This window comes from Microbacterium sp. HA-8, assembly GCF_046111165.1.
Classification (GTDB): domain Bacteria; phylum Actinomycetota; class Actinomycetes; order Actinomycetales; family Microbacteriaceae; genus Microbacterium.
The window spans coordinates 1,766,572-1,788,141 of the sequence record NZ_CP162025.1 but is presented as its reverse complement, the minus strand read 5'-3'; the positions used below and the strand labels follow the sequence as shown (position 1 = coordinate 1,788,141).

Sequence of the window (21,570 nt, the reverse complement as noted above, 5' to 3'; positions counted from 1 at the left end):
TGTTGCTCGTCTTATTCGAGGCTATCCGCGGGTGGGGCGGATGCCGGTGATTGCGGAACCGATCCGCAGGTGTGTCGCGCCCATCTCGATCGCCGCCTCGAAATCGCCGGTCATTCCGGCTGAGATCCAGGTGGCATCGGGGGCGATCCGGCGCACGCTCTCGGCGACGCCGGCCAGGCGTTCGAAGGCGCGTGCGGGCTCTTCGTCGAGCGGCGCCACGGCCATGACGCCGCGCAGGCGCAGGCCGCGGCATCCCCTCACGTGCTCGGCGAGAGCCTCGGCCTCGGCCGCGGGTACTCCACCGCGCCCCTCGGCCTCGCTCAGACCGATCTGGAGCAGGACGTCCAGCGGCGGCTCCCCCTCGGCCTCCGCCGCATCCAGAGCGTCGGCCAGGCGAGCCCGGTCGACGGAATGGACCACGTCGGCCGCCTGCCGGATGGGCCGCGCCTTGTTGGTCTGCGCCTGTCCGATGAAATGCCAGCGCAGGGCGGCAAACTCGCGCCCGTCGAGTTCCGCACGTTTGGCGGTGAGCTCCTGCTGCCTGTTCTCGCCGACATCGCGCACGCCCAGTCCGTGCAGCTCGCGGACGAGGGAGGCGGGATGGAACTTGGTCACGACGATGCGCGTGATCGCGGCGGGGTCTCGACCGGCGCGGCGGGCCGCATCGGCGATGCGCAGATCGATCGCCGACAGACGCTCGGCGAGCGGAGGCGTGGTCACCTGTCGCGCTCCTCGGGGGTGGAATCTCGCACGGACGGGCCCGGCGCGCGTGTCGCCGAGCCCGTCCGCAGGGTATGTCTCGGACTACTTGAGGAAGTCCGGGATGTCGAGGTCGTCATCGCCGAAGGCCGACTCGAAACCGGTCGACTCGGGCACGATCGGGCCGCTCGCCGAGCCGACGGCGACCGACTCGCGCACGGGTGCCTTGGGCTCGGGTGCCCGGGTGGCCTCCGCGGCGGGCGCATCGATCGAGGGCAGGGCGGGCGCCTGACGCTGCGCCACGACCGGCTCGATCTTGGGCGTCGGCTCGCCGCCGTCGAATCCCGCGGCGATGACCGTGACACGCACCTCGTCACCGAGGGTGTCATCGATGACCGTGCCGAAGATGATGTTGGCCTCGGGGTGCGCGGCCTCCTTCACCAGCTGCGCGGCGTCGTTGATCTCGAAGATGCCGAGGTTCGATCCGCCCTGGATCGACAGCAGCACGCCGTGCGCACCCTCGATCGAGGCCTCGAGCAGAGGCGATTCGACGGCCAGCTCGGCCGCCTTGATCGCCCGGTCGGCGCCGCGGGCCGACCCGATCCCCATGAGGGCCGAGCCCGCGCCCTGCATGACCGACTTGACGTCGGCGAAGTCGAGGTTGATCAGGCCGGGCGTCGTGATCAGGTCGGTGATGCCCTGAACACCGGCGAGCAGGACCTGGTCGGCCGTCGCGAACGCCTCGATCATCGAGATGCCGCGGTCGCTGATCTCGAGCAGGCGGTCGTTCGGCACCACGATGAGGGTGTCGACCTCTTCTTTGAGGCGTCCGACGCCGGTCTCGGCCTGCGTCTGGCGTCGACGACCCTCGAACGAGAAGGGCTTGGTGACCACACCGATCGTCAGCGCGCCGATCGACTTGGCGATCTTCGCGACGACGGGTGCACCGCCGGTGCCGGTGCCACCGCCCTCGCCCGCCGTGACGAAGACCATGTCGGCGCCGCGCAGGGCCTCCTCGATCTCCTCGGCGTGGTCCTCCGCCGCGCGTCGGCCCACCTCGGGGTCGGCGCCCGCGCCGAGACCCCGCGTGATCTCTCGGCCGACGTCGAGCTTGACGTCGGCGTCGCTCATCAGCAGCGCCTGCGCATCGGTGTTGATCGCGATGAACTCGACCCCGCGCAGGCCGAGCTCGATCATGCGGTTGACGGCGTTGACGCCGCCGCCGCCCACGCCGACCACCTTGATGACGGCGAGGTAGTTCTGGTTCTGGCTCATGCCGGCCTCCGTGTCCCCGAACCTGGTTTTACCCTGGTCTAAACCTTCAACCTCAAGTAGAGGTATAAAGAAATGCCCGGTATGCATTTCCGTATTCACAAGGTAGGTCGCGCCCGCGCCACGACCCGCAAGCGCGTGGGCGTGTCGCGCCATCCGCGCGCAGATCGGCGCCGGGTCAGCGGATGACGATCGCGGCGGGCGACGAGACGTCGTAGAGGCTGGCCGTCTCCGGCGGCCGCGTCTGCATCGCGCGCTCCAGTACGAGCGCCTTCTGCGGCGTGCCGTCGACCGATCCCCATACCACCTGCGTGCCCGTGGCGCCGAGGGTGAGCGTGACGTCGTCGCGAGTCGACGCCGACACGCGTGTCACCTGCGCGCGGATCGCGTCGGGCAGCGCCCGCAGCACCAGACCCGCCGATTCGAACGCATCCGAATCCGTCCCGCCGTCGATCTCGAGCACCGGGGGGCCCTCCGGCGCCGTCGGGGTCGTCTCGAGGACGACACCCGCCGCATCCACGAGCGTCCACCCGGCCGCGGTGTCGATGACGCCGATCGGCGTGCGCTCGACGATCCGCACCACGAGCTCGTGCGGCGGACGCGCCTCGAGCGTGTAGGACTCCACCAGCGGGAACGCCACGAGCGCCGCCTTGATCGCGCTCGCGTCGATCAGCGGCAGCGGGGTACCGATCTGCTGCCACAGGGCGTCCTCGACCTGTGCGGCCGGCAGGGTCGAGGTACCCACGACCGTCACCCGCTGCACGGCGAACAGGGGGCTGTAGGCCGCACCGACGCTGCCGACGACGAGCAGCACGACCGCAGCCGCCCCCACGGTCCACAGCAGTCGCCGCCGTCGCGATCGCACCGTGAAGCGCCGCACCTCGCGACGCAGCGCGCGGCGACGGGCGCGGGCCGCACGCCACACGTCGCGCAAGCGAGTGGGAACGGGGGATGCCGGGTCCTCCGGCCCGCCCGCGCGCTCATCGTGCGCCGCCTCGGCCTCGCCCGCGGCCGCCGGTGCGTCGCGCGGCGCCGGTGGGTCGCGCGGCGCCGGTGCGACGGCATCCCGTTCCTGCTCTTCCCACGCCTCATCGACGTCGGCGGTGGCGGCGCGGTCGTCGGGTGCACGCGCGGGCAGCGGGGCGGGCCGGCGCATGGGTCAGCCCGCGGCGCCGACCGGCGCGGTGCGCGAGAGTGCTTCGAGCACCTGCGGAATGATCAGGTAGACGTTGCCGCAGCCGAGCGTGATGACGTAGTCGCCCTCGCGGGCGACGCCCGCGGTGTAGTCGGCGGCCTGCTGCCAGTCCGCGACGAAGTGCACCTTGTCCGCGTCCGCGAAGTCGGCGCTCACGAGCTCGCCCGTCACGCCGGGCACCGGATCCTCGCGCGCGCCGTACACATCGAGCACGACGGTGAGGTCGGCATGGCTCTCGAGCACCTCGGCGAACTCGCGGTGCATGGCCATCGTGCGGGAGTAGGTGTGCGGCTGATGCACGGCGATGATCCGACCCTCGCCGATGACCGTGCGCGCGGCGGACAGCGCGGCAGCGACCTCGGTCGGGTGGTGGGCGTAGTCGTCGAACACGCTGACGCCCCGCGACACCCCGTGCAGCTCGAAGCGCCGCACGGTGCCGGTGAATCCCTCCACCGACGACGCGGCCGACTCGAGCGCGTACCCGAGAGAGAGCATCACCGCGATGGCACCTCCGGCGTTGATCGCATTGTGCGCGCCGGGCACCTGGAGCTGCACCCGCACGCTCTCGCCCCGGTGCGCAACGGTGAAGGCGACCGCCCCCCGGGTGGTGATGTCGAGGACGCGCACGTCCGCGTCGGCGGCCTCTCCGAAAGTCACGACATGCGGGTGGGAGAGCCGTGCGGCCACCCGCTGCGCACCCGGATCGTCGGAGGAGATCACGACGGCCTCGCGCGCGGCGTCGGCGAAGCGCACGAACGCGTCCTCGACCGCCTCGTTCGTGCCGTAGTGGTCGAGATGGTCGGGGTCCACATTGGTCACGAGCGCGATCGAGGTGTCGTAGAGCAGGAACGTGCCGTCGGACTCGTCGGCCTCGACGACGAAGAGCTCATCGGCACCCACACCGCTCGAGACGCCGAGCTGGGCGATCACTCCTCCGTTGACGAAGCTCGGATCGGCACCCGCAGCCTGGAGCGCGGTCACGATCATGCCGGTCGAGGTGGTCTTGCCGTGCGCGCCCGCCACCGAGACGAGGCGGCGCCCGCCGATGAGCCAGTGCAGCGCCTGCGAACGATGGATCACCGGCATCCCCCGCTCCTTCGCGAGGACGAACTCGGGATTCTCGGGCCAGATCGCGCCGGTGTGGATCACTGTGTCGGCGTCGCCGAGGTTCGCGGCGTCGTGGCCGACGTGCACGCGCGCACCCAGGGCCGCGAGATCGCGCAGCGCCTGGCTGTCGGCGCGGTCAGAGCCGGAGACGCGGATGCCGCGCGCGAGGAACATGCGCGCGAGGCCCGACATGCCGGAGCCGCCGATGCCGATGAAGTGCGCGGCCTCGATGCGCTCGGGGATGGGAAGACTCAGGTCGGGCTTGATCATGACCTGACAAGTGTAGGTCGGGCATGCGGCCGGGCCCGTCCCGGCGCGCCCGCCGGGCGCCGTGGGCCCGCCCATCGGCGCACGCCGGTGCACAGCTGCGGACGACATCGCGCGACACGCCGCCGACCGGCGCCCTCCCCCGGCGTGTCGCGGGTCCGGTCCGCAGCTGTGCCCGCCCCGGCGCAGCCGCGCGGGGTCAGCGGGCGAGGACCTCGTCGATCATGGCGATGACGTTCTCGGTGCCGGTACGGGTGCCGACGGATGCTGCGGCCCGCCGCATGCCCTCGAGCCGGTCGGCATCACCCAGAAGCGGAAGGACGTCGGCACGCACGCGATCGGGGGTGAATCCGCCGTCGTCGATGAGGATCGCCGCGCCGGCGGCCACGGCTGAGCGCGCGTTCAGACGCTGCTCGCCGTTGCCGACCGCGTACGGCACGTACACGGCGGGGATGCCGAGGGCGCTGATCTCGCTCACCGTCGCCGCACCCGCGCGCGAGACGATGACGTCGGCGATCGCGAAGGCGAGGTCCATCCGGTCCTCGTAGGACTTCACGACGTATCCCGGCGCGCCCGGATCTTTCCAGTCCGAGCGATCCCCCGTGATGTGCACCAGCTGGTACCCCGCGGCGAGGACGTCCGCATACGATCCCGCGAAGGCCTCGTTCAGCCGCAGCGCCCCGAGCGAGCCCCCGAAGACGAGCAGTGTGGGGGCTGCAGCATCCAACCCGTAGTGGGCGGCCGCCTCGGCTCGCAGGGCCGCACGGTCGAGCCCCACGATCTCGGGGCGCAGGGGCATGCCGACCACCCGCGAGCCGCGCAGCGGCGTGCCGGCGAACGCGACGCCCACGCCCGCGGCGGTGCGTGCGCCGAGCACGTTCGCAAGGCCCGGTTTGGCGTTGGCCTCGTGCACGACGAAGGGCACCCGCGTACGTCGGGCGGCGACGTACGCGGGGGCTGCCGCATAGCCCCCGAACCCGACGACGACATCGACGCCGTGGTCGACGAGCAGGCGCCGGGTGTGCACGACCGCGCGGCGGAAACGCGCGGGGAAGGATGCCGCCGCCCGGTCGAGCCGGCGCGGAAAGGGCAGGCGCTCGATCGTGAGCAGCTCGTAGCCGCGCAGAGGCACGAGGCGCGCCTCGAGTCCCTCTTTCGTGCCGAGCACGAGGATCCCGGCGTCGGGATCACGGCGGCGCAGCCCGTCGGCGACGGCCAGGAGCGGATTGACGTGACCGGCGGTGCCGCCGCCGGCGAGGAGGTAGGTCGTCACCTCGAGAGGCTACCGGGCCCACCCGAGACGAGGACAATCGCGCCGCACGAGGGGCGGACCGCTCAGCCGGTCCTCGTGTCGCGCGAAAGTCCTCGTCTCGCGCGTCCCGGTGTCGCGACCGGCGCCCGCACGGGCAGCGACCGCGCGAAGGACAGGAGCACACCGCACGCCAGCAGCACGGAGAGCAGGGCGGTGCCGCCCTGGGACATGAACGGCAGCGGCACGCCGAGCACGGGGAACACCCGCAGGACGACGCCGATGTTGATCAGCGCCTGGCCGACGATCCACACCGTGATGGCGCCCGAGACGATGCGCACGAACGGGTCGTCGGTCTTGCGGATGACATGGAACGCGCCGACCGCGAACAGGGTGAACAGGAACAGCACGACGATGCAGCCGATGAGCCCCAGCTCCTCGCCGACGATCGCGAAGATGTAGTCGTTCGCGGCCGCGGGCAGCCAGTCGTACTTCTCGCGCGAATTGCCGAGTCCCAGGCCGAAGACGCCCCCACCCGCCAGCCCGTACACGCCGTGCAGCGGCTGATAGCACTCGTTGAAGTAGTCGCAGTCCGGGTCCATGAAGCTCAGGATGCGGCTCATGCGGTTGGGGCTCGTCACCGCGAGGTAGGCCACGACCCCCGCGGCGGCGATGAGCGGCAGGATGAAGATGCGCAGCTTGACGCCGGAGAAGAACAGGCCGCCCAGCACGATCAGCACGAGGATCATCGCGGTGCCGAGGTCGTGACCGGCCATGACCGTCGCGATCACCGCGATCGATACCGGCACGAGCGGGATGAACACGTGCCGCCAGAGGCCGAGCAGGGTCTGCTTGCGATACAGCACGTAGCCCAGCCACAGCGCGAGGGCGAGCTTGAGGAACTCGGACGGCTGCGCCGTGAAGGCGCCGAGGTCGAGCCAGTTGCGGTTTCCGTACACCTCGATGCCGAGCGGGGTGAACACGAGCAGCTGGAACGCGACGGCGAGGCCCAGCAGGGGCCACGCGATCTTCTTCCAGAACCGGATCGGAAAGCGCGAGGCGACGAACATCAGGGGGATGCCGAGCACGGCGAACACGCCCTGTCGCAGCAGTGCATCGAAGGGGCTCTCCCCCGACGCCGTGGCCGTCGCCGACGTCGCGGAGAGCACCATGACCAGGCCGAATCCCGTGAGCAGGATGGCCGTGGAGGCGATGAGGAGGAACTCGTTGGGCACCGGCGCGAAGACCTTGCCGAGCGAGACCCGGGCGGAGAGCCCGCGTCCCGCGCCCTCGTCGTCAGCTCCCGGACGGGGCCTGGTCGGCGTCGTGATCGCCATCCGCTCCCCCTGTTCCGTTCTCGGGTGTCGTGCCGGTCTGGATGATGTGCTCCCGCACGGCCTCGGCGAACCGAGTGCCCCGTTCGGCGTAGCCGCTGAACTGATCGAAGGACGCCGCGGCCGGAGCGAGCAGCACCACATCTCCCGCTGCCGCGATGCCCGCCGCCAGTTCGACGACGCGCCTCATGACGTGTTCAGTCTCACCGGCGTCCACCTCGATCACCGGCACCGCGGGCGCGTGTCGGCCGAATGCCGCGACGACCTCGCCGCGCACCTCGCCGATGACGATCGCGGCCTTCGCGGCGGGTCCGCGCTGCTGGACGAGGGGGGCGATGTCGACGCCTTTCAGCTGCCCACCGATGACCCAGATCGCCCCGGGGAAGGCCCCCAGCGAGGATGCCGCCGCGTGCGGGTTGGTGGCCTTGGAGTCATCGACCCACGTGATGCCGGCGTGCCGCGCGATCACTTCGATGCGGTGCGGGTCGAGCCGGAACGTCGTGAGCGCATCGCGCACCCCGGCGGGGGGCACCCCGAGCGCGCGGGCGAGGGCCGCGGCGGCGAGGATGTTGGCGACGACGTGGGGGGCCGCGAGATCCTGGCGGTGCAGATCATCGAGCGTTGTCAGCTCGAGCGCGCTCGTGCGCCGCTCGTCGAGGAACGCCCGGTCGACGAGGATGCCGTCCACGACCCCGAGATCGCTCGGTCCCGGCACGCCGAGGTCGAAGCCGATGGCGCGGGCGCCCTCGACGACCTCGGCATCCTCCACCATCTCCCGGGTAGCGACGTCGGCCTTGTTGTACACGCACGCGATGCGGGTGTTGCGGTACACCACCGCCTTCGCGTCGCGATACGCGGCGAACGAGCCGTGCCATTCGAGGTGGTCGTCGGCGAGATTGAGGCACACCGCGGCCGCCGGCACCGGCTGTCCCTCGGCTGCTGCGAGCGAGAGGTACCAGAGCTGGTGGCTCGAGAGCTCCACGACGAGCGCGTCGAATCCGGCGGGATCACGCACGGCGTCGAGCACCGGCACACCGATGTTGCCGCACGGCGCGGCGCGCAGGCCGCCCGCGACGAGCATCGATGCCGCGAGGCGGGTCGTCGTCGTCTTGCCGTTCGTGCCCGTGACGAGCAGCCATTCGGCGGGCGTGCCATCGGGCCGCACGACCTTGTCGCGCACGCGCCAGGCGAGCTCGATGTCGCCCCACAGCGGAATGCCCGACTCCCGCGCCCACGCGATGAGCGGGTGGTGCGGGGCGAAGCCCGGCGAGGCGACGATCACCTCGGGCGCGAAGTCACGGAGCGCGGCCGGAACCTCGTGGAGCGACCCGGTGTGCAGCCGCGCGCCGATGACCGGCAGCAGGCGCTCGTACTCCTCGTCGGCACGCTCGGTCACCACGAGCACCTCGGCGCCCAGCTCGGTGAGCGTGTCGGCGACCGAGAAGCCGGTCTGGGCAAGCCCCAGCACGGCGACGCGCAGGCCCGTCCAGTCCGCGTGCCAGCTGATGAGGCGATGGATGCTGTCGCTCATGCGCGCGTAAGCCACTCGACGTAGAAGAGACCGATGCCGGTGACCGCCAGCATCCCCGCGATGATCCACATGCGTACGACGATCGTGACCTCGGCCCAGCCCCGCATCTCGAGATGGTGGTGCAGCGGACTCATCAGGAACAGGCGTTTGCCGCGCGTGATCTTGAAGTACAGCCGCTGCAGGATCACCGATCCCGAGGCGATGACGTAGACGCCGGCGACGAGGATCATCAGCAGCTCGGTGCGGGTGAGGATCGCCATCGCGGCCACGACGCCGCCGATCGCCATCGATCCGACATCGCCCATGAAGAGCTTGGCTTTGGGCGCGTTCCACCACAGGAACCCGACGAGGGCGCCGACGAACGCGGCGGAGACGATCGCGAGGTCGAACGGGTCTCGCGTGTCGTAGCACGCGGGTTGGAGCGCGGGCGCGAGCCCCGCGCCGGTGCAGACCTGGTTGAACTGCCAGAACGCGATGAGGCTGTACGCGCCGACGACGAACACACCCGCGCCGGCCGCGAGTCCGTCGAGCCCGTCGGTGACGTTGACGCTGTTGGAGGAGGCCACGCCGATCAGCGAGAGCCAGGCGAGGTAGAGCAGCCAGCCGAGGATCGGGCCGAGGGCCATGAACGAGAGCACGGGCAGGTCGCGGAACAGCGACACGTAGGCACTCGCGGGGGTCTGCCCCCACACGTTCTCGAACGCGGGGTGCAGGGCGACGACGCCGAAAGGCACGGTGACGATGATCTGGCCGACCACCTTGGGCCACCCCGTCAGGCCGAGACTGCGCTGGCGCCTCACCTTCATGTAGTCGTCGATGAACCCGACCGCGCCGAAGCCGACCATCATCCAGATCACGAGCCAGCCCGAGATCGTGGGCGGGTTGTTGCCGGTGTACCCGCCGATGAGGTACCCGACGATCGTGCCGACGATGAAGATCGTGCCGCCCATCGTGGGCGTCCCGCGCTTCTCGCCGTGGCTCGGATTCTCGATCGCCTCGGGGGTGCGGATGACCTGACCCCACCCCCAGGTCCGGAACAGCCGGATGAAGACGGGGGTGAGGAAGAGGGTGAAGGCCAGCGAAATCGCGGCCGCCGTCAGCAGAGACCTCACGAGACCGATTCTCCCAGACGATCGCCGAGGTGCCGAAGCCCCGCCGCGTTCGACGACTTCACGAGCACGCGGTCGCCGTCGCGGAGTTCGCCGACGAGGTAGTCGTAGGCGGCGTCGGCGTCGGCGAAGAACACGGCCTCGCCGTCCCACGATCCCTGTGCGATCGCCTCGAGGAACATCCGCCGCGCGTCGGCGCCGACGATGACGATGCGCTGCACCCCGAGGCGCACGGCCAGAAGGCCGACCCGGTCGTGCTCATCCTCGGCGAACTCCCCCAGCTCGCTCATCGCGCCGAGGACGGCGACCATGCGCTGTCCGGGCTCGGTGATCTGCGCGAGGGTGCGCAGCGCCGCAGCCATCGAGTCGGGGCTGGCGTTGTACGCGTCGTTGATGATGCGGATGCTGTCGGATCCGAGCGGCTGCATGCGCCAGCGCTCGGCGATCTCGAGCGTCTCGAGGCGGGCGACGCACTCGGCGAGCGTGACGCCGATGCGGGTGGCGGCGGCGATGGCCGCGAGCGCGTTCATGACGTGATGCTCGCCGAGCACCCGCAGGCGCAGCGGCGCGCTCGACCCGATCGCGTGCACCGTGCACGATGTGCCGGCGGCATCCACCCGCACGTCGTCGGCGCGCACCTGCGCGCTCGCGCCGCGCCCGAACCAGACCACCTCGAGCCCGCGATCTCGCGCGATCCCGGCCATACCCGCAACCCGCGGATCGTCGGCGTTGAGCACGGCCGTACCGCCCGGCCGCACCGCGGAGACGAGCTCGGACTTCGCCGCCACCGTGGCCTCGATGCCGCCGAAGCCGCCCGCGTGGGCCATTCCCACCATCAGCACGATGCCGATGTCGGGGGTCACCAGGCCCGCGAGGCGCGCGATCTCTCCGGGCGCGCTCGCACCGAACTCGCACACGAGATATCGCGTCGTGGGCGTCACCCGCAGCATGGTCAGCGGCGCGCCGACCTCGTTGTTGAACGAGGCGACCGGCCACACCGTCTCACCCTCGTCGACGAGGATGCGCGCGAGCATGTTCTTGGTCGTCGTCTTGCCGTTGGAGCCCGTGACTCCGACGACGGTGAGCGAGCCCGCATCGCGCACGCGGGCGACGACGTGGCGGGCGAGGTCTGCCAGGGCCGCCACGACGCTCGGCACGATCACCTGCGAGATGGATGCCGCCACCGGACGCTCGACGATCGCCAGGACCGCCCCGCCCTCGACCGCCGCGTCGACGAAGAGGTGGCCGTCGGTCTCGGCGCCGGGCTTGGCGGCGAAGATGCCGCCGGGGGTGATCCCCCGCGAATCGGTGTCGACGGTGCCGTCCACGATCGTCTCGGGCGTGTGCGGGCCTGCGGCCTGCAGCTCACCGCCCGTCACCCGGGCGATCTCGGCGAGCGTCAGCGCGATCATCGGCGTCCTTCCTTCGGCGGCACGCGCGGTCGCAGCCGCTGCGTGGACCCGCTCACTGGTACTTCGGGAGGATCTCGGGCTCCCCCTCCGAGGGGAGCACACGGAACGTCTTCAGCACCTGGGTCATCGCCTTCTGGAAGCCCGGCGCGTTGGCCGCGGACGCCCGGTTCTTCTTCGGTTCGTCGAGCGTCAGGATCACGACGTACTCCGGATCATCCGCAGGAGCGAAGCCCGCGAGGGTCGTATAGAAGATACCTTGCTTGTACCCGCCCTGCCCGTCGGGCTTCTGCGCCGTGCCGGACTTCGACGCCATCCGGTACCCGTCGACCTCGATCACCGAGTGGTTGGTCACCTGCTGGAAGACGTTCTCCAGCATGAGCGTGACCTGGTCGGCGGTGCTCTCGCTGATCACGCGGGTCGGCTCGGGGAGTTCGGGGGTGAGCACCTCGCCGGATGACGACGTGCACGACTCGACGAGACTCAGCGGCATCTGCAGGCCTCCGTTGGCGATCGTCTGGTAGACGCTCGCGACCTGGGGCACCGTGACGGTGTAGTACTGGCCGAACGTCGTCGTGTAGTGCGAGGCGGCATCCCACGGGGTGTCGTGCAGCAGGCCGTTCTCCTCGCCGGGGAACCCGATGGCGGTGCCCGAGCCCACGCCGAAGCGCTCGAGATAGTCGTGGCGCACGTCGTCGGAGACGAGCTCGCCGAACTTCGACAGGGCGACGTTGGAGGAGTCCACGAGGGCGCCGGTCAGCGTGTAGGGGTACGCCTCGTGGGAGAAGATGTCGTTGATCGTGACCCCGTTGGGGAACGTCTCGCGTCCCGACGCCGAGATGATCGGCGAGGTCGGGGTCGCCGCCCCCTCTTCGATGATCGTCGCCGCCGTCACCGGCTTGAAGGTCGACCCGGGCTCGAAGGTGTAGGAGAAGATGCGGCTGCCGCGGTTCTCGGCGGGCGTCGCGGTCGGATCGTTGGGGTCGACCGAGGGGTACTCGGCGGCGGCGCGCACCTTGCCGGTCTCGACCTCGACGACGAAGACGGTGCCGTAGTTGGCCTCCTGGTTCTGCACCTCTTCGGCGATCATCTGCTGCAGGTACCACTGCAGATCGCGGTTGATCGTCAGCTCCAGGGTTCCGCCGTCGACGGCAGGGTCCTCGACGTGGGTGCCGGGAATGATCACGCCGTCCTTGCCGCGGGCGTAGCTCTCCTCGCCGTTCGTCGCCGACAGGCAGTCGTCCTGCGCCACCTCGAGCCCGGCGAGGGCATCGCCGTCGGCCCCGACGAATCCGATCAGGTTGCCGGCGACCGCACCGTCCGGGTAGGTGCGCGCGGGATGCTCGGTCATGTAGAGGAAGGGCAGCTCGAGCGCCCGCAGCGCCTGGAACTGATCGGTGCTCAGGCCCGTCTTGATCTGCGCCCACTGCGAATCGGGATTCTCGGCCAGCACGTCCGCGACGATCTGCTGCACCTCGTCGGGCGTCTGACCCGTGATGGCCGCGATCTGAGCCGCCTGCTGCGGCCAGACCTCGTCGACGGTGCGCCCGTCGTCGAAGACCTGTCCGATGACGTTCTGCGGGTCGACCTGGGCGTCGTAGCGCATCACGTTGCCGGCCAGCAGCGCACCGGTCTCGTCGGTGATGGTTCCGCGGGCGCCGTAGAGCGTGTTGGAGGCGCCCAGGCCCACGCCGAGCGAATCGGCGCGCAGGTCGTCGGCATTGACGACCTGGATGTCGACCAGGCGCACGACGAACGCCGCCAGCACGGCGAGCACCACCGCGAGGGCGATGACCGTGCGACGGCGCGGGGACCGGGTGGCGCGGGTCGACATGTCAGCGGGTCACCGGCGAAGGCAGTCCGTCGGAGAGCGCAGGGGGTTCGGATGCCGGGGCCGTGGCCGCGTCGTCGGTTTCGACGGGTGCGGGCGGAACACCCTGGATGGTCGCGTCGGGAGCGGTGACCAGCGGCGCGTCGGTGACGAGCGCGTTGGGCACGCTGCCGCGCCCGATGGCGTCGACGGAGGAGCTGCCGCTCGCGGCGATGCCGGCGCCGAGCACCGCGCCGTCCGAGAGGCGGAGATAGGAGGGCGCCTCGTTGACGACCATCCCCAGTGCCGAGGCGTTGGCGGCGAGGTACTGCGGCGAGCTGAGCCCGGCGAGCTGTTCGGTGAGCGACTGCTTCTCCCAGGTCAGGTCGCGCACCTGGCGATCCAGCGCCTGCTCCTGGTACACACCCTGCGTCATGGCGATCGACAGTCCCATCTGCGCCGCCGCGATGGCCAGCGCCCCACCCACGGCGATGATCGCATAGAGCATGCGCGGACGACGGCGACGCGCGGAGCTCTCGAGAGCCCGGAGGCGACGCTCGGGTGCGCTCTCTCGGCCGGCCGGCCGGCCGAGCGGGCGGGAGGGGGCGATGGACGCGAGGCTCATGCGGCCCTCACTCTCTCGGCGGCGCGCAGCCGAACAGGGGTGGCTCGGGGGTTCAGGGCCCGCTCTTCGTCGGTCGCGAGCTCGGCGCCCTTGACGAGGAGACGGAAGCGGGGGGCGTGCTCGGGAAGCTCGACCGGAAGCCCTGCGGGTGCGGTCGAGGCGACGGCGTCCGCGAGCACCCGCTTGACGATGCGGTCCTCGAGCGACTGGTAGGACATCACGACGATCCGCCCGCCCACGCGCAGGGCATCGAGCGCGGCGGGAATCGCGCGCTCGAGCACGCTGAGCTCGGCGTTGACCTCGATGCGCAGCGCCTGGAACACACGCTTGGCGGGATGGCCCGCCCGCTGCGCCGCGGCCGGCGTCGCAGCGACGAGGATCTCCACGAGCTGCCCGGACCGCTCGATCGGCGCGCGGGTGCGGGCTTCGACGATGAACCGCGCGTACCTCCCGGCGAGCTTCTCCTCGCCGTACCGTTCGAAGATGCGGCGCAGCCCGCCCTCGGGATACGTCGCGATCACATCCGCGGCGGTCGTGCCGTGCGTCTGGTCCATGCGCATGTCCAGCGGCGCATCCTTCGCGTAGGCGAAGCCGCGCTCAGCCTCATCCAGCTGCAGGGACGAGACGCCGAGATCGAACAGCACGGCGTCGACGCCCCCGGGCGCGGCCTGGGCGACAGCATCCGCGATGCCGTCGTAGACGGTGTGCACCAGCGTGACGCGCTCACCGAAGCGGGCGAGGCGTGCGCCTGCGAGGCGAAGGGCGTCGGTGTCGCGGTCGAGCCCGATCAGGTGCAGATGCTCGAAACGCTCGAGGAAGGCCTCGGAGTGGCCGCCCATGCCGAGCGTGGCATCGACGAGTACCGCGTCGGGGCGTTCGAGCGCGGGGGCGAGCAGCTCGACGCAGCGTTCGAGCATGACCGGGGTGTGCAGGTCTCTGGCGTCCATGGTCTCGGAGTTTCCTGGTCCGGTCCCCGGGTCCTGATCCCCATCCGCACCGACCTGGCACCGGGGAAGTGTGTCAGGGCGTGGCGGCTGGGAATCAGGGCCAGGGGCGAGGGATCAGAACAGGCCCGGGATCACCTCCTGCTCCATCTCGGAGTAGCTGTCTTCGTTCGCCTCGGCGTACGCGTTCCAGGCGTCGGCGTTCCAGATCTCGGCGTGGGCGCCGACGCCGGTGACGACGAGCTCTTTGGTGAGGCCCGCGTAGGCGCGCAGCGACTGCGGCACGGTGATGCGGTTCTGCGAATCCGGCATCTCGTCACTCGCGCCGGAGAGGAACATGCGCATGAAGTCGCGCGCCTGCTTGTTGCTCAGCGGTGCCTCGCGGATGCGCTCGGTCACGCGCTGGAACTCGGCGGTGCTGAACACGTAGAGGCAGCGCTCCTGACCGCGCGTGACCACGATGCCGCCGGCGAGGTCTTCGCGGAACTTGGCCGGCAGGATCACGCGCCCCTTGTCGTCGAGCTTGGGGGTGTAGGTGCCCAGGAGCATCCGCGATCACCCCCCTTTCGTCCGGCCGACCTCAGGTGTGCCCCACTTTACTCCACTTCACTCCACCGGTCTATGATCCGACGAGACTCAGCTAAAAGGTCCGGGAAGGGCTGCGCGTGCCTCACGTAGGAATGTCCGCGTAGTTCCCTGGGGTGATGAGCAGGGAGTTGTCGATGGCGGCGCGCCGTGAGATCACGAAGAAGTTCGCCCGCGAGTATGCGAAAGCAGGCAAGGAAGAGAAGGGCCGGCTGCTGGACGAGCTTGTGCACGCGACAGGCTGGACGCGTGATCACGCGCGCCGCGCGATCCGTGCCGCGAACGCACGCAAAGGTGCCGCGCGCGATCAGCAGCGTAAGCCGCGTGAGCGGAAGTACTCCTACGATGCGCTCGTGGTGCTGCAAGAAGTCTGGCGGCTGTCCGGGCAGCCGTCGGGAAAGTACTTCGCGGCGATCATGGACGACACCCTCGAACGCCTCGTCCGCTTCCGTGAGCTCGGCAAGGTCGAGCAGCGGGTCACACCGGAGGTGCTGGACGAGTTGCGATCGATGAGCGCCGCGACGATCGACCGGTACCTGAAACCGCACAAGGACGCCGCCTACCCGGTCGCGGTCTCGGGCACGAAGCCGTCCCACATCCTGCGCTCTTCGATCCCGACGCGCACCAGCATGGACGCCCCGCTGACCGTCCCGGGGTTCCTGGAGCTGGACACCGTCGCGCACTGCGGCCACTCCCTCAAAGGCGAGTTCCTGCGCACCCTGACCGGCACCGACCCGGTCGCGGGGTGGACGATGCTGCGCACGATCCGCAACAACGCCTACGTGCACGTGCACGGCGCCCTGGAATGGATGGTGAAGAACGCGCCCGTCCCGGTCGCCGGGCTCGACTTCGACAACGGATCCGAGTTCATGAACTGGGGCGTGATCGCCTGGGCGGACAAGAAGGAGATCCCCGTCACCCGGGGGCGTCCCTACAAGCACAACGACAACGCGCACGTCGAGCAACGCAACGGCGACTGGGTCCGCAAACACGCGTTCCGCTACCGCTACGAGACCGAGGCGGAGATGACCCTGCTCAACGAGCTCTGGGATTTCGTGATGGCCCGCAAGAACCATCTGCTGCCCTGCGTGAAAGCGATCGACTGGACCCACACCGCAGCCGGCCGGAAGAAGCGCGTCTACGACAAGCCACGTACCCCCTACCAGCGGTTGCTCGACGCCGGTGTGCTCGACGAGAAGACCCGCGCCCGACTGGAGCGCGAGCATGCGAAGCTGAACCCGGCACGGATCACCCGACGGATCAACCAGATCCAGCAACAACTCATCGAACTCGCCGCCGCCCGCACCCAGGGCACCCGCCCCGCCGCCTGAGCTACGCGGACATTTCACGTGAGGCAAGCATCACTCACTCCCGGACATCTTGACGTGAGGCAAGACGTGATCGGCGCGCTCGGATTCGGTGCGCTCGCGTGCTTCTCCCCCGATATTCCGGGCTTTCGCGCGGTGGAGGGATGTGGAGCGGTAGGCGACGCACGGGCCCGGTGCCGCGGCCCCGCCCGGCGCGGGGCCGGCCCGGCCGCCGCCCGCGCCGGTCCCACACGTCCCCTCGCACGGCGAACCCACATTTCTGCAGCGAGCCAACATCCGACGCGTGGTGGCTCGCTGCAAAAATGTGGGCTCGGCGCGGCGAGGCGGGCGGGCGCGGGGCGGGCCGGCGGCGGGCGCGGGGCGGCGGGGCGGACGGGCCGGCGGGGGGGGCGGGGCGGGGGCCCGCCCCGCAAACGGGCAGAAAAAAGGGGCCGACCCGAAGGTCGACCCCTGAAAGCGGAGGGAAGTGGAGGGCGGCGGCTAGTGGCCGTCCTGCCGGCGGTCCCACCGGTCGTTCATTCGATCCATGAAGCTCGACGACGACGCGGCACTGGCCCGACGCGGCGGGTTCACTCGCGACGCACCGGTCATCCGCGAGGGATCAGCCTTGGTCGGCGTCGCGGCCAGGATCACGCCGCCCAGCATCGCGGCGAAGCCGACGATTCCGACGACGATGAGCTGCGTGGCGACACCGGCGACAAGACCGCCGATCCCCGCGAGCACGAGGATCGCGCCGATCGTGACGTTGCGATAGTTGATCGAGCGGCCTTCGCGGTCTGAGCTGACGACATCGGCGTCGTTGCGCAGAAGATGGCGCTCCATCTCATCGAGAAGGCGCTGCTCCTGTTCGGAGAGTGGCATCGGTCCCCCCGGGGGTGTCTGAAGAATGCGTCCCAAGTCTAGCTGTGGCGCTGGTAACTAGGCTAGGCCTCGACGAGACTCAGCTAAAAGGTCCGGGAAGGGCTGCGCGTGCCTCACGTAGGAATGTCCGCGTAGTTCCCTGGGGTGATGAGCAGGGAGTTGTCGATGGCGGCGCGCCGTGAGATCACGAAGAAGTTCGCCCGCGAGTATGCGAAAGCAGGCAAGGAAGAGAAGGGCCGGCTGCTGGACGAGCTTGTGCACGCGACAGGCTGGACGCGTGATCACGCGCGCCGCGCGATCCGTGCCGCGAACGCACGCAAAGGTGCCGCGCGCGATCAGCAGCGTAAGCCGCGTGAGCGGAAGTACTCCTACGATGCGCTCGTGGTGCTGCAAGAAGTCTGGCGGCTGTCCGGGCAGCCGTCGGGAAAGTACTTCGCGGCGATCATGGACGACACCCTCGAACGCCTCGTCCGCTTCCGTGAGCTCGGCAAGGTCGAGCAGCGGGTCACACCGGAGGTGCTGGACGAGTTGCGATCGATGAGCGCCGCGACGATCGACCGGTACCTGAAACCGCACAAGGACGCCGCCTCCCGGTCGCGGTCTCGGGCACGAAGCCGTCCCACATCCTGCGCTCTTCGATCCCGACGCGCACCAGCATGGACGCCCCGCTGACCGTCCCGGGGTTCCTGGAGCTGGACACCGTCGCGCACTGCGGCCACTCCCTCAAAGGCGAGTTCCTGCGCACCCTGACCGGCACCGACCCGGTCGCGGGGTGGACGATGCTGCGCACGATCCGCAACAACGCCTACGTGCACGTGCACGGCGCCCTGGAATGGATGGTGAAGAACGCGCCCGTCCCGGTCGCCGGGCTCGACTTCGACAACGGATCCGAGTTCATGAACTGGGGCGTGATCGCCTGGGCGGACAAGAAGGAGATCCCCGTCACCCGGGGGCGTCCCTACAAGCACAACGACAACGCGCACGTCGAGCAACGCAACGGCGACTGGGTCCGCAAACACGCGTTCCGCTACCGCTACGAGACCGAGGCGGAGATGACCCTGCTCAACGAGCTCTGGGATTTCGTGATGGCCCGCAAGAACCATCTGCTGCCCTGCGTGAAAGCGATCGACTGGACCCACACCGCAGCCGGCCGGAAGAAGCGCGTCTACGACAAGCCACGTACCCCCTACCAGCGGTTGCTCGACGCCGGTGTGCTCGACGAGAAGACCCGCGCCCGACTGGAGCGCGAGCATGCGAAGCTGAACCCGGCACGGATCACCCGACGGATCAACCAGATCCAGCAACAACTCATCGAACTCGCCGCCGCCCGCACCCAGGGCACCCGCCCCGCCGCCTGAGCTACGCGGACATTTCACGTGAGGCAAGCATCACTCACTCCCGGACATCTTGACGTGAGGCAAGACGGGCCTGTGCACGGTTCCCCAGACGCGATCGCGGCGGTTTCACAGCGACTGGAGAGCTTCGTGCTCGACCGCGTCGAGGAGGCGTCCGACATCGGCGCGGCGGGACGCCCCCTGCTGGATGCCGCAGCCTCCGCCCTGCAGGGAGGCAAGCGCCTGCGCGCCTCCTTCTGCTACTGGGGGTGGCGCTGCGTGGCGGATGCGGCCGGCGCGCGTACCGACCTTCCGGCCGATATCGTCGCGGCAGCATCCGCCCTGGAGATCTTCCATGCGGCGGCGCTCGTGCACGACGACATCATCGACAATTCCGACACCCGCCGCGGACGACCCGCCGCCCACCGCGCCCTCGAGGCCCAGCACATCGCTGCGGGATGGGCGGGCGAGCCCGCGGCGTACGGGCGATCGGCGGCGATCCTGCTCGGAGACCTGCTCGTGGCGTGGAGCGACGACCTCTTCGAAGACGGCGTCGCCGACATCGACCCTCATCACGCTCGCACCGCCAGGGCACGCTACGCCCAGATGCGGCGCGACGTGACGCTGGGTCAGTACCTCGACATCGCCGCCGAGGTCTCCGCCCGAACGGTCTCGGACGACGAACAGCTCGACCGCGCGCTCATGGTCGCCTCCTACAAGTCGGCCCGGTACTCCGTGCAGCAGCCCCTGCTGATCGGCGCCGCGCTCGCCGGGGCGGATGCGACGCAGGATGCCGCGCTGCGCGACTTCGGTCACCCCCTGGGCATGGCCTTCCAGCTGCGCGATGACGTGCTCGGGGTCTTCGGCGACGCACAGGTGACGGGAAAGCCGGCGGGGGACGATCTGCGCGAGGGCAAGCGCACGGCCCTCATCGCACTCGCTCGGCAGGCACTGCCCGCTCCCGCCCGCCGCACGCTCGACGAGCTGCTCGGCGATCCGGCGCTCGACGATGCGCAGATCGGGATGCTGCAGGGGGCGATCCGCGACAGCGGAGCCCTCGACGAGGTCGAGCGGCACATCTCGACCTACGCGCGGGAGGCCGACCGCGCCCTCGCCGGAGCTCCACTCGGGAACGCCGCCGTCGGCGCCCTGCGCGACCTCGCCGACGCGGCGGTGCGGCGCCAGTCCTGACGAGCCCCGCAGGCGGACCTCAGGCGAGGGTCTGGGAGATCCTGCGGACCTCGCTCTTGCGCCCGGCGCGCAGCGCCTCGATGGGCGGCGTGCCGATCGTGTCCTCGGGGCTGAGCAGCCACTCGACGACCTCCTCGGGGGTGAACCCCGCATCCATCAGCACGATGATCGTGCCGCGCAGCGAGGCGAGCGGGCGCCCCTCGAGAAGGAACACCGAGGGGATGCTGATCACACCGTCCCGGCGGAGGGCGATGAGGTGGTGGTCGTCGAGAAGACGACGCACACGACTGGGGGTCTCGCCGATCGCCTCGGCGACGGCGGGGATGGTGAGCCATTCTGTGGCGGAGATCCAGGACTGCTCTTCGGTCACCCTGCCACTATGGCACGCCCGGCGCGGTCGGCTCACGGCCGTCGGGGAATCACATAGACCTCATCTGCACCACAGGCCGCACATACCACTTTTGTTGACTTTCGTTATCAGCCGTGACAGCGTGTCAGAAGTCTCACAGGAAGGGGAAGATCCGTGCGACTGCTCCCCCACGCTCTGCGCTCCGCGCGCGCTCAGGTCGCTGTGCCGGCCGCTCTCGTCGGCACACTCGCCGCAACCCTCGTGGCGGCGCCCGCCGACGCGGCCGAGCCCAGCGATCGCTCCCTGCGCTCCGCGTGGCGATCCGTGCCGTTGAGCGTTCCGCCGACCGACTACACCGTGTCGCCCGGCGACACGGTGTCGACGATCGCGTCCCGCTTCGGCCTGCGCACCGCCGACGTGCTGGCCTGGAACGGCCTCACCTGGTCATCCCTCATCCGCCCGGGCGACGTAATCACCCTGACCCCGCAGTCACCCGCCCCCGCAGCGGCACCCGAGCCGGCCCCGGCGCCCGTTCCGGTCGCGCTCTCGCACACCGTCGCCGGCGGCGACACGCTCTCCACAATCGCGGCGCGCTTCGGCGTCTCGCTGCAGGCACTGTTCGATGCCAACGGCATGGGCTGGGGCACCGTGATCTACCCCGGGCAGGTCGTGTCGATCCCCGGTGCGGTGGCGGCAGCATCCGTCGCCCCCGCTCCCGCCCCGGCGCCCGCGCCCGTCGCGGCCCCCGCGCCCGCCGCCGCGACCCACACGATCGTCAGCGGCGACACGCTCTCGGGCATCGCGGCCGCGCACGGGGTATCGCTGCAGGCGCTGTTCGATGCCAACGGCCTCGGCGGCGGCTCGATCATCTACCCCGGGCAGCAGGTCTCGATCCCCGGCGCCGCAGAACCGGCGGCTGCGCCGACCCCGGCACCGGCGCCCGCGACTGCGGCTGTCTCGAGCGCGCTCGATGCCGAGCAGGCCGCCGGCGCCGCGCTGATCATCTCGATCGGGCGCGAGCTCGGCGTCTCGGACCGCGGCATCGCCATCGCGCTCGCGACGGCGATGGTCGAGTCCTGGATCCGCAACCTGGACTGGGGCGACCGCGACTCGCTCGGGCTGTACCAGCAGCGCCCGAGCATGGGCTGGGGCACACCCGAGCAGGTGCGGGACGCCGACCGGTCGATCCGCGTCTTCTACGGCGGGCCGGCCGACCCCAACGGCAGCACCACCCGCGGGCTGCTCGATGTCTCCGGCTGGGAGTCGATGGGATTCTCCGACGCCGCGCAGGCGGTGCAGCGCTCCGCGTTCCCGGAGCGGTACGGGCAGTGGGAGGCCGCCGCCTACGAGTGGATCGCGACGTACGGCTGA

General features: G+C 70.3%; 20 protein-coding genes. 5 read left to right on the top strand and 15 right to left on the bottom strand.

From position 1 onward, the window contains the following. Positions 1-21: 21 nt before the first annotated feature. The 13 genes from AB2L57_RS08490 to mraZ all read right to left on the bottom strand — a co-directional run bounded on the left by AB2L57_RS08490 (position 22) and on the right by mraZ (position 15,100). The gene (locus AB2L57_RS08490) at positions 22-720 is read right to left on the bottom strand and encodes a YggS family pyridoxal phosphate-dependent enzyme (protein WP_292813473.1); all 699 of its coding nucleotides are present in this window, start codon (positions 718-720) and stop codon (positions 22-24) included. An 84-nt stretch (positions 721-804) separates the two neighbouring features. Then, a complete protein-coding gene (ftsZ, locus tag AB2L57_RS08485) occupies positions 805-1,974 on the bottom strand; it encodes a cell division protein FtsZ (RefSeq protein WP_292813476.1) in 1,170 nt (389 codons plus the stop codon). Between the two features lie 175 nt (positions 1,975-2,149). Continuing rightward, entirely contained in the window at positions 2,150-3,127 is a 978-nt protein-coding gene (locus AB2L57_RS08480) for an FtsQ-type POTRA domain-containing protein (RefSeq protein WP_292813478.1), read from the bottom strand. A 3-nt stretch (positions 3,128-3,130) separates the two neighbouring features. Beyond that, positions 3,131-4,543 (bottom strand): UDP-N-acetylmuramate--L-alanine ligase, encoded by a 1,413-nt coding sequence (gene murC / locus AB2L57_RS08475; protein WP_292813481.1) that lies wholly within the window; start codon positions 4,541-4,543, stop codon positions 3,131-3,133. 196 nt (positions 4,544-4,739) lie between these two features. After that, on the bottom strand, positions 4,740-5,813 hold the full coding sequence (locus tag AB2L57_RS08470; RefSeq protein WP_292813484.1) for a glycosyltransferase: 1,074 nt from the start codon (positions 5,811-5,813) through the stop codon (positions 4,740-4,742). A 62-nt stretch (positions 5,814-5,875) separates the two neighbouring features. After that, the gene (gene ftsW / locus AB2L57_RS08465) at positions 5,876-7,126 is read right to left on the bottom strand and encodes a putative lipid II flippase FtsW (protein ID WP_292813486.1); all 1,251 of its coding nucleotides are present in this window, start codon (positions 7,124-7,126) and stop codon (positions 5,876-5,878) included. After that, complete coding sequence (murD, locus tag AB2L57_RS08460; protein ID WP_292813489.1) at positions 7,086-8,654, bottom strand: UDP-N-acetylmuramoyl-L-alanine--D-glutamate ligase; 1,569 nt, start codon at positions 8,652-8,654, stop codon at positions 7,086-7,088. The genes ftsW and murD overlap by 41 nt, the downstream gene beginning before the upstream one ends. Then, complete coding sequence (gene mraY / locus AB2L57_RS08455) at positions 8,651-9,766, bottom strand: phospho-N-acetylmuramoyl-pentapeptide-transferase (RefSeq protein ID WP_409048569.1); 1,116 nt, start codon at positions 9,764-9,766, stop codon at positions 8,651-8,653. Before mraY ends, murD begins: the two co-directional genes overlap by 4 nt. Then, positions 9,763-11,175 carry a UDP-N-acetylmuramoyl-tripeptide--D-alanyl-D-alanine ligase gene (gene murF, locus AB2L57_RS08450; protein WP_409048568.1) on the bottom strand — a complete coding sequence of 471 codons (1,413 nt, stop codon included), beginning with the start codon at positions 11,173-11,175 and terminating at the stop codon, positions 9,763-9,765. The genes mraY and murF overlap by 4 nt, the downstream gene beginning before the upstream one ends. Before the next feature lie 52 nt (positions 11,176-11,227). Beyond that, a complete protein-coding gene (locus AB2L57_RS08445; protein ID WP_292811650.1) occupies positions 11,228-13,006 on the bottom strand; it encodes a penicillin-binding protein 2 in 1,779 nt (592 codons plus the stop codon). Between the two features lies 1 nt (position 13,007). Next, a complete protein-coding gene (locus tag AB2L57_RS08440; protein ID WP_292811649.1) occupies positions 13,008-13,607 on the bottom strand; it encodes a hypothetical protein in 600 nt (199 codons plus the stop codon). Further along, positions 13,604-14,554, bottom strand: coding sequence for a 16S rRNA (cytosine(1402)-N(4))-methyltransferase RsmH (gene rsmH / locus AB2L57_RS08435; protein WP_292811647.1), 951 nt, complete (start codon positions 14,552-14,554; stop codon positions 13,604-13,606). The genes AB2L57_RS08440 and rsmH overlap by 4 nt, the downstream gene beginning before the upstream one ends. Positions 14,555-14,668: 114 nt before the next feature. Next, positions 14,669-15,100 (bottom strand): division/cell wall cluster transcriptional repressor MraZ, encoded by a 432-nt coding sequence (gene mraZ, locus AB2L57_RS08430; RefSeq protein WP_292811645.1) that lies wholly within the window; start codon positions 15,098-15,100, stop codon positions 14,669-14,671. Between the two features lie 155 nt (positions 15,101-15,255). Between mraZ and AB2L57_RS08425 the strand changes: the two genes are divergently transcribed. Further along, entirely contained in the window at positions 15,256-16,467 is a 1,212-nt protein-coding gene (locus AB2L57_RS08425; RefSeq protein ID WP_409046856.1) for an integrase, read from the top strand. Positions 16,468-16,944: 477 nt separating this feature from the next. On the opposite strand, the gene AB2L57_RS08420 is transcribed toward AB2L57_RS08425, so the two are convergent. After that, positions 16,945-17,325: a DUF3040 domain-containing protein gene (locus tag AB2L57_RS08420; protein ID WP_292811643.1), complete on the bottom strand. Its 381-nt coding sequence runs from the start codon at positions 17,323-17,325 to the stop codon at positions 16,945-16,947. Between the two features lie 147 nt (positions 17,326-17,472). Here AB2L57_RS08420 and AB2L57_RS08415 point away from each other — a divergent pair, with 147 nt between their 5' ends. The 3 genes from AB2L57_RS08415 (at position 17,473) to AB2L57_RS08405 (ending at position 19,850) form a co-directional block, all read left to right on the top strand. Beyond that, the gene (locus AB2L57_RS08415; RefSeq protein ID WP_409048567.1) at positions 17,473-17,997 is read left to right on the top strand and encodes a hypothetical protein; all 525 of its coding nucleotides are present in this window, start codon (positions 17,473-17,475) and stop codon (positions 17,995-17,997) included. Then, a complete protein-coding gene (locus tag AB2L57_RS08410) occupies positions 17,982-18,683 on the top strand; it encodes a hypothetical protein (RefSeq protein WP_409048566.1) in 702 nt (233 codons plus the stop codon). Before AB2L57_RS08415 ends, AB2L57_RS08410 begins: the two co-directional genes overlap by 16 nt. A gap of 72 nt (positions 18,684-18,755) precedes the next feature. Continuing rightward, positions 18,756-19,850 (top strand): polyprenyl synthetase family protein, encoded by a 1,095-nt coding sequence (locus AB2L57_RS08405; protein ID WP_292811641.1) that lies wholly within the window; start codon positions 18,756-18,758, stop codon positions 19,848-19,850. Positions 19,851-19,869: 19 nt separating this feature from the next. On the opposite strand, the gene AB2L57_RS08400 is transcribed toward AB2L57_RS08405, so the two are convergent. Beyond that, positions 19,870-20,220 (bottom strand): Rv2175c family DNA-binding protein, encoded by a 351-nt coding sequence (locus AB2L57_RS08400; RefSeq protein ID WP_292811638.1) that lies wholly within the window; start codon positions 20,218-20,220, stop codon positions 19,870-19,872. Between the two features lie 153 nt (positions 20,221-20,373). Between AB2L57_RS08400 and AB2L57_RS08395 the strand changes: the two genes are divergently transcribed. Further along, the gene (locus tag AB2L57_RS08395) at positions 20,374-21,570 is read left to right on the top strand and encodes a LysM peptidoglycan-binding domain-containing protein (protein WP_292811636.1); all 1,197 of its coding nucleotides are present in this window, start codon (positions 20,374-20,376) and stop codon (positions 21,568-21,570) included.

Excerpts from the sequence above, each read along its gene's own strand:
- ftsZ (WP_292813476.1), bottom strand. The coding sequence starts at position 1,974 with ATGAGCCAGAACCAGAACTACCTCGCCGTCATCAAGGTGGTCGGCGTG.
- AB2L57_RS08480 (WP_292813478.1), bottom strand. The coding sequence starts at position 3,127 with ATGCGCCGGCCCGCCCCGCTGCCCGCGCGTGCACCCGACGACCGCGCC.
- murC (WP_292813481.1), bottom strand. The coding sequence starts at position 4,543 with ATGATCAAGCCCGACCTGAGTCTTCCCATCCCCGAGCGCATCGAGGCC.
- ftsW (WP_292813486.1), bottom strand. The coding sequence starts at position 7,126 with ATGGCGATCACGACGCCGACCAGGCCCCGTCCGGGAGCTGACGACGAG.
- murD (WP_292813489.1), bottom strand. The coding sequence starts at position 8,654 with ATGAGCGACAGCATCCATCGCCTCATCAGCTGGCACGCGGACTGGACG.
- murF (WP_409048568.1), bottom strand. The coding sequence starts at position 11,175 with ATGATCGCGCTGACGCTCGCCGAGATCGCCCGGGTGACGGGCGGTGAG.
- AB2L57_RS08445 (WP_292811650.1), bottom strand. The coding sequence starts at position 13,006 with ATGTCGACCCGCGCCACCCGGTCCCCGCGCCGTCGCACGGTCATCGCC.
- AB2L57_RS08440 (WP_292811649.1), bottom strand. The coding sequence starts at position 13,607 with ATGAGCCTCGCGTCCATCGCCCCCTCCCGCCCGCTCGGCCGGCCGGCC.
- rsmH (WP_292811647.1), bottom strand. The coding sequence starts at position 14,554 with ATGGACGCCAGAGACCTGCACACCCCGGTCATGCTCGAACGCTGCGTC.
- mraZ (WP_292811645.1), bottom strand. The coding sequence starts at position 15,100 with ATGCTCCTGGGCACCTACACCCCCAAGCTCGACGACAAGGGGCGCGTG.
- AB2L57_RS08425 (WP_409046856.1), top strand. The coding sequence starts at position 15,256 with ATGAGCAGGGAGTTGTCGATGGCGGCGCGCCGTGAGATCACGAAGAAG.
- AB2L57_RS08420 (WP_292811643.1), bottom strand. The coding sequence starts at position 17,325 with ATGCCACTCTCCGAACAGGAGCAGCGCCTTCTCGATGAGATGGAGCGC.
- AB2L57_RS08415 (WP_409048567.1), top strand. The coding sequence starts at position 17,473 with ATGAGCAGGGAGTTGTCGATGGCGGCGCGCCGTGAGATCACGAAGAAG.
- AB2L57_RS08410 (WP_409048566.1), top strand. The coding sequence starts at position 17,982 with ATGGACGCCCCGCTGACCGTCCCGGGGTTCCTGGAGCTGGACACCGTC.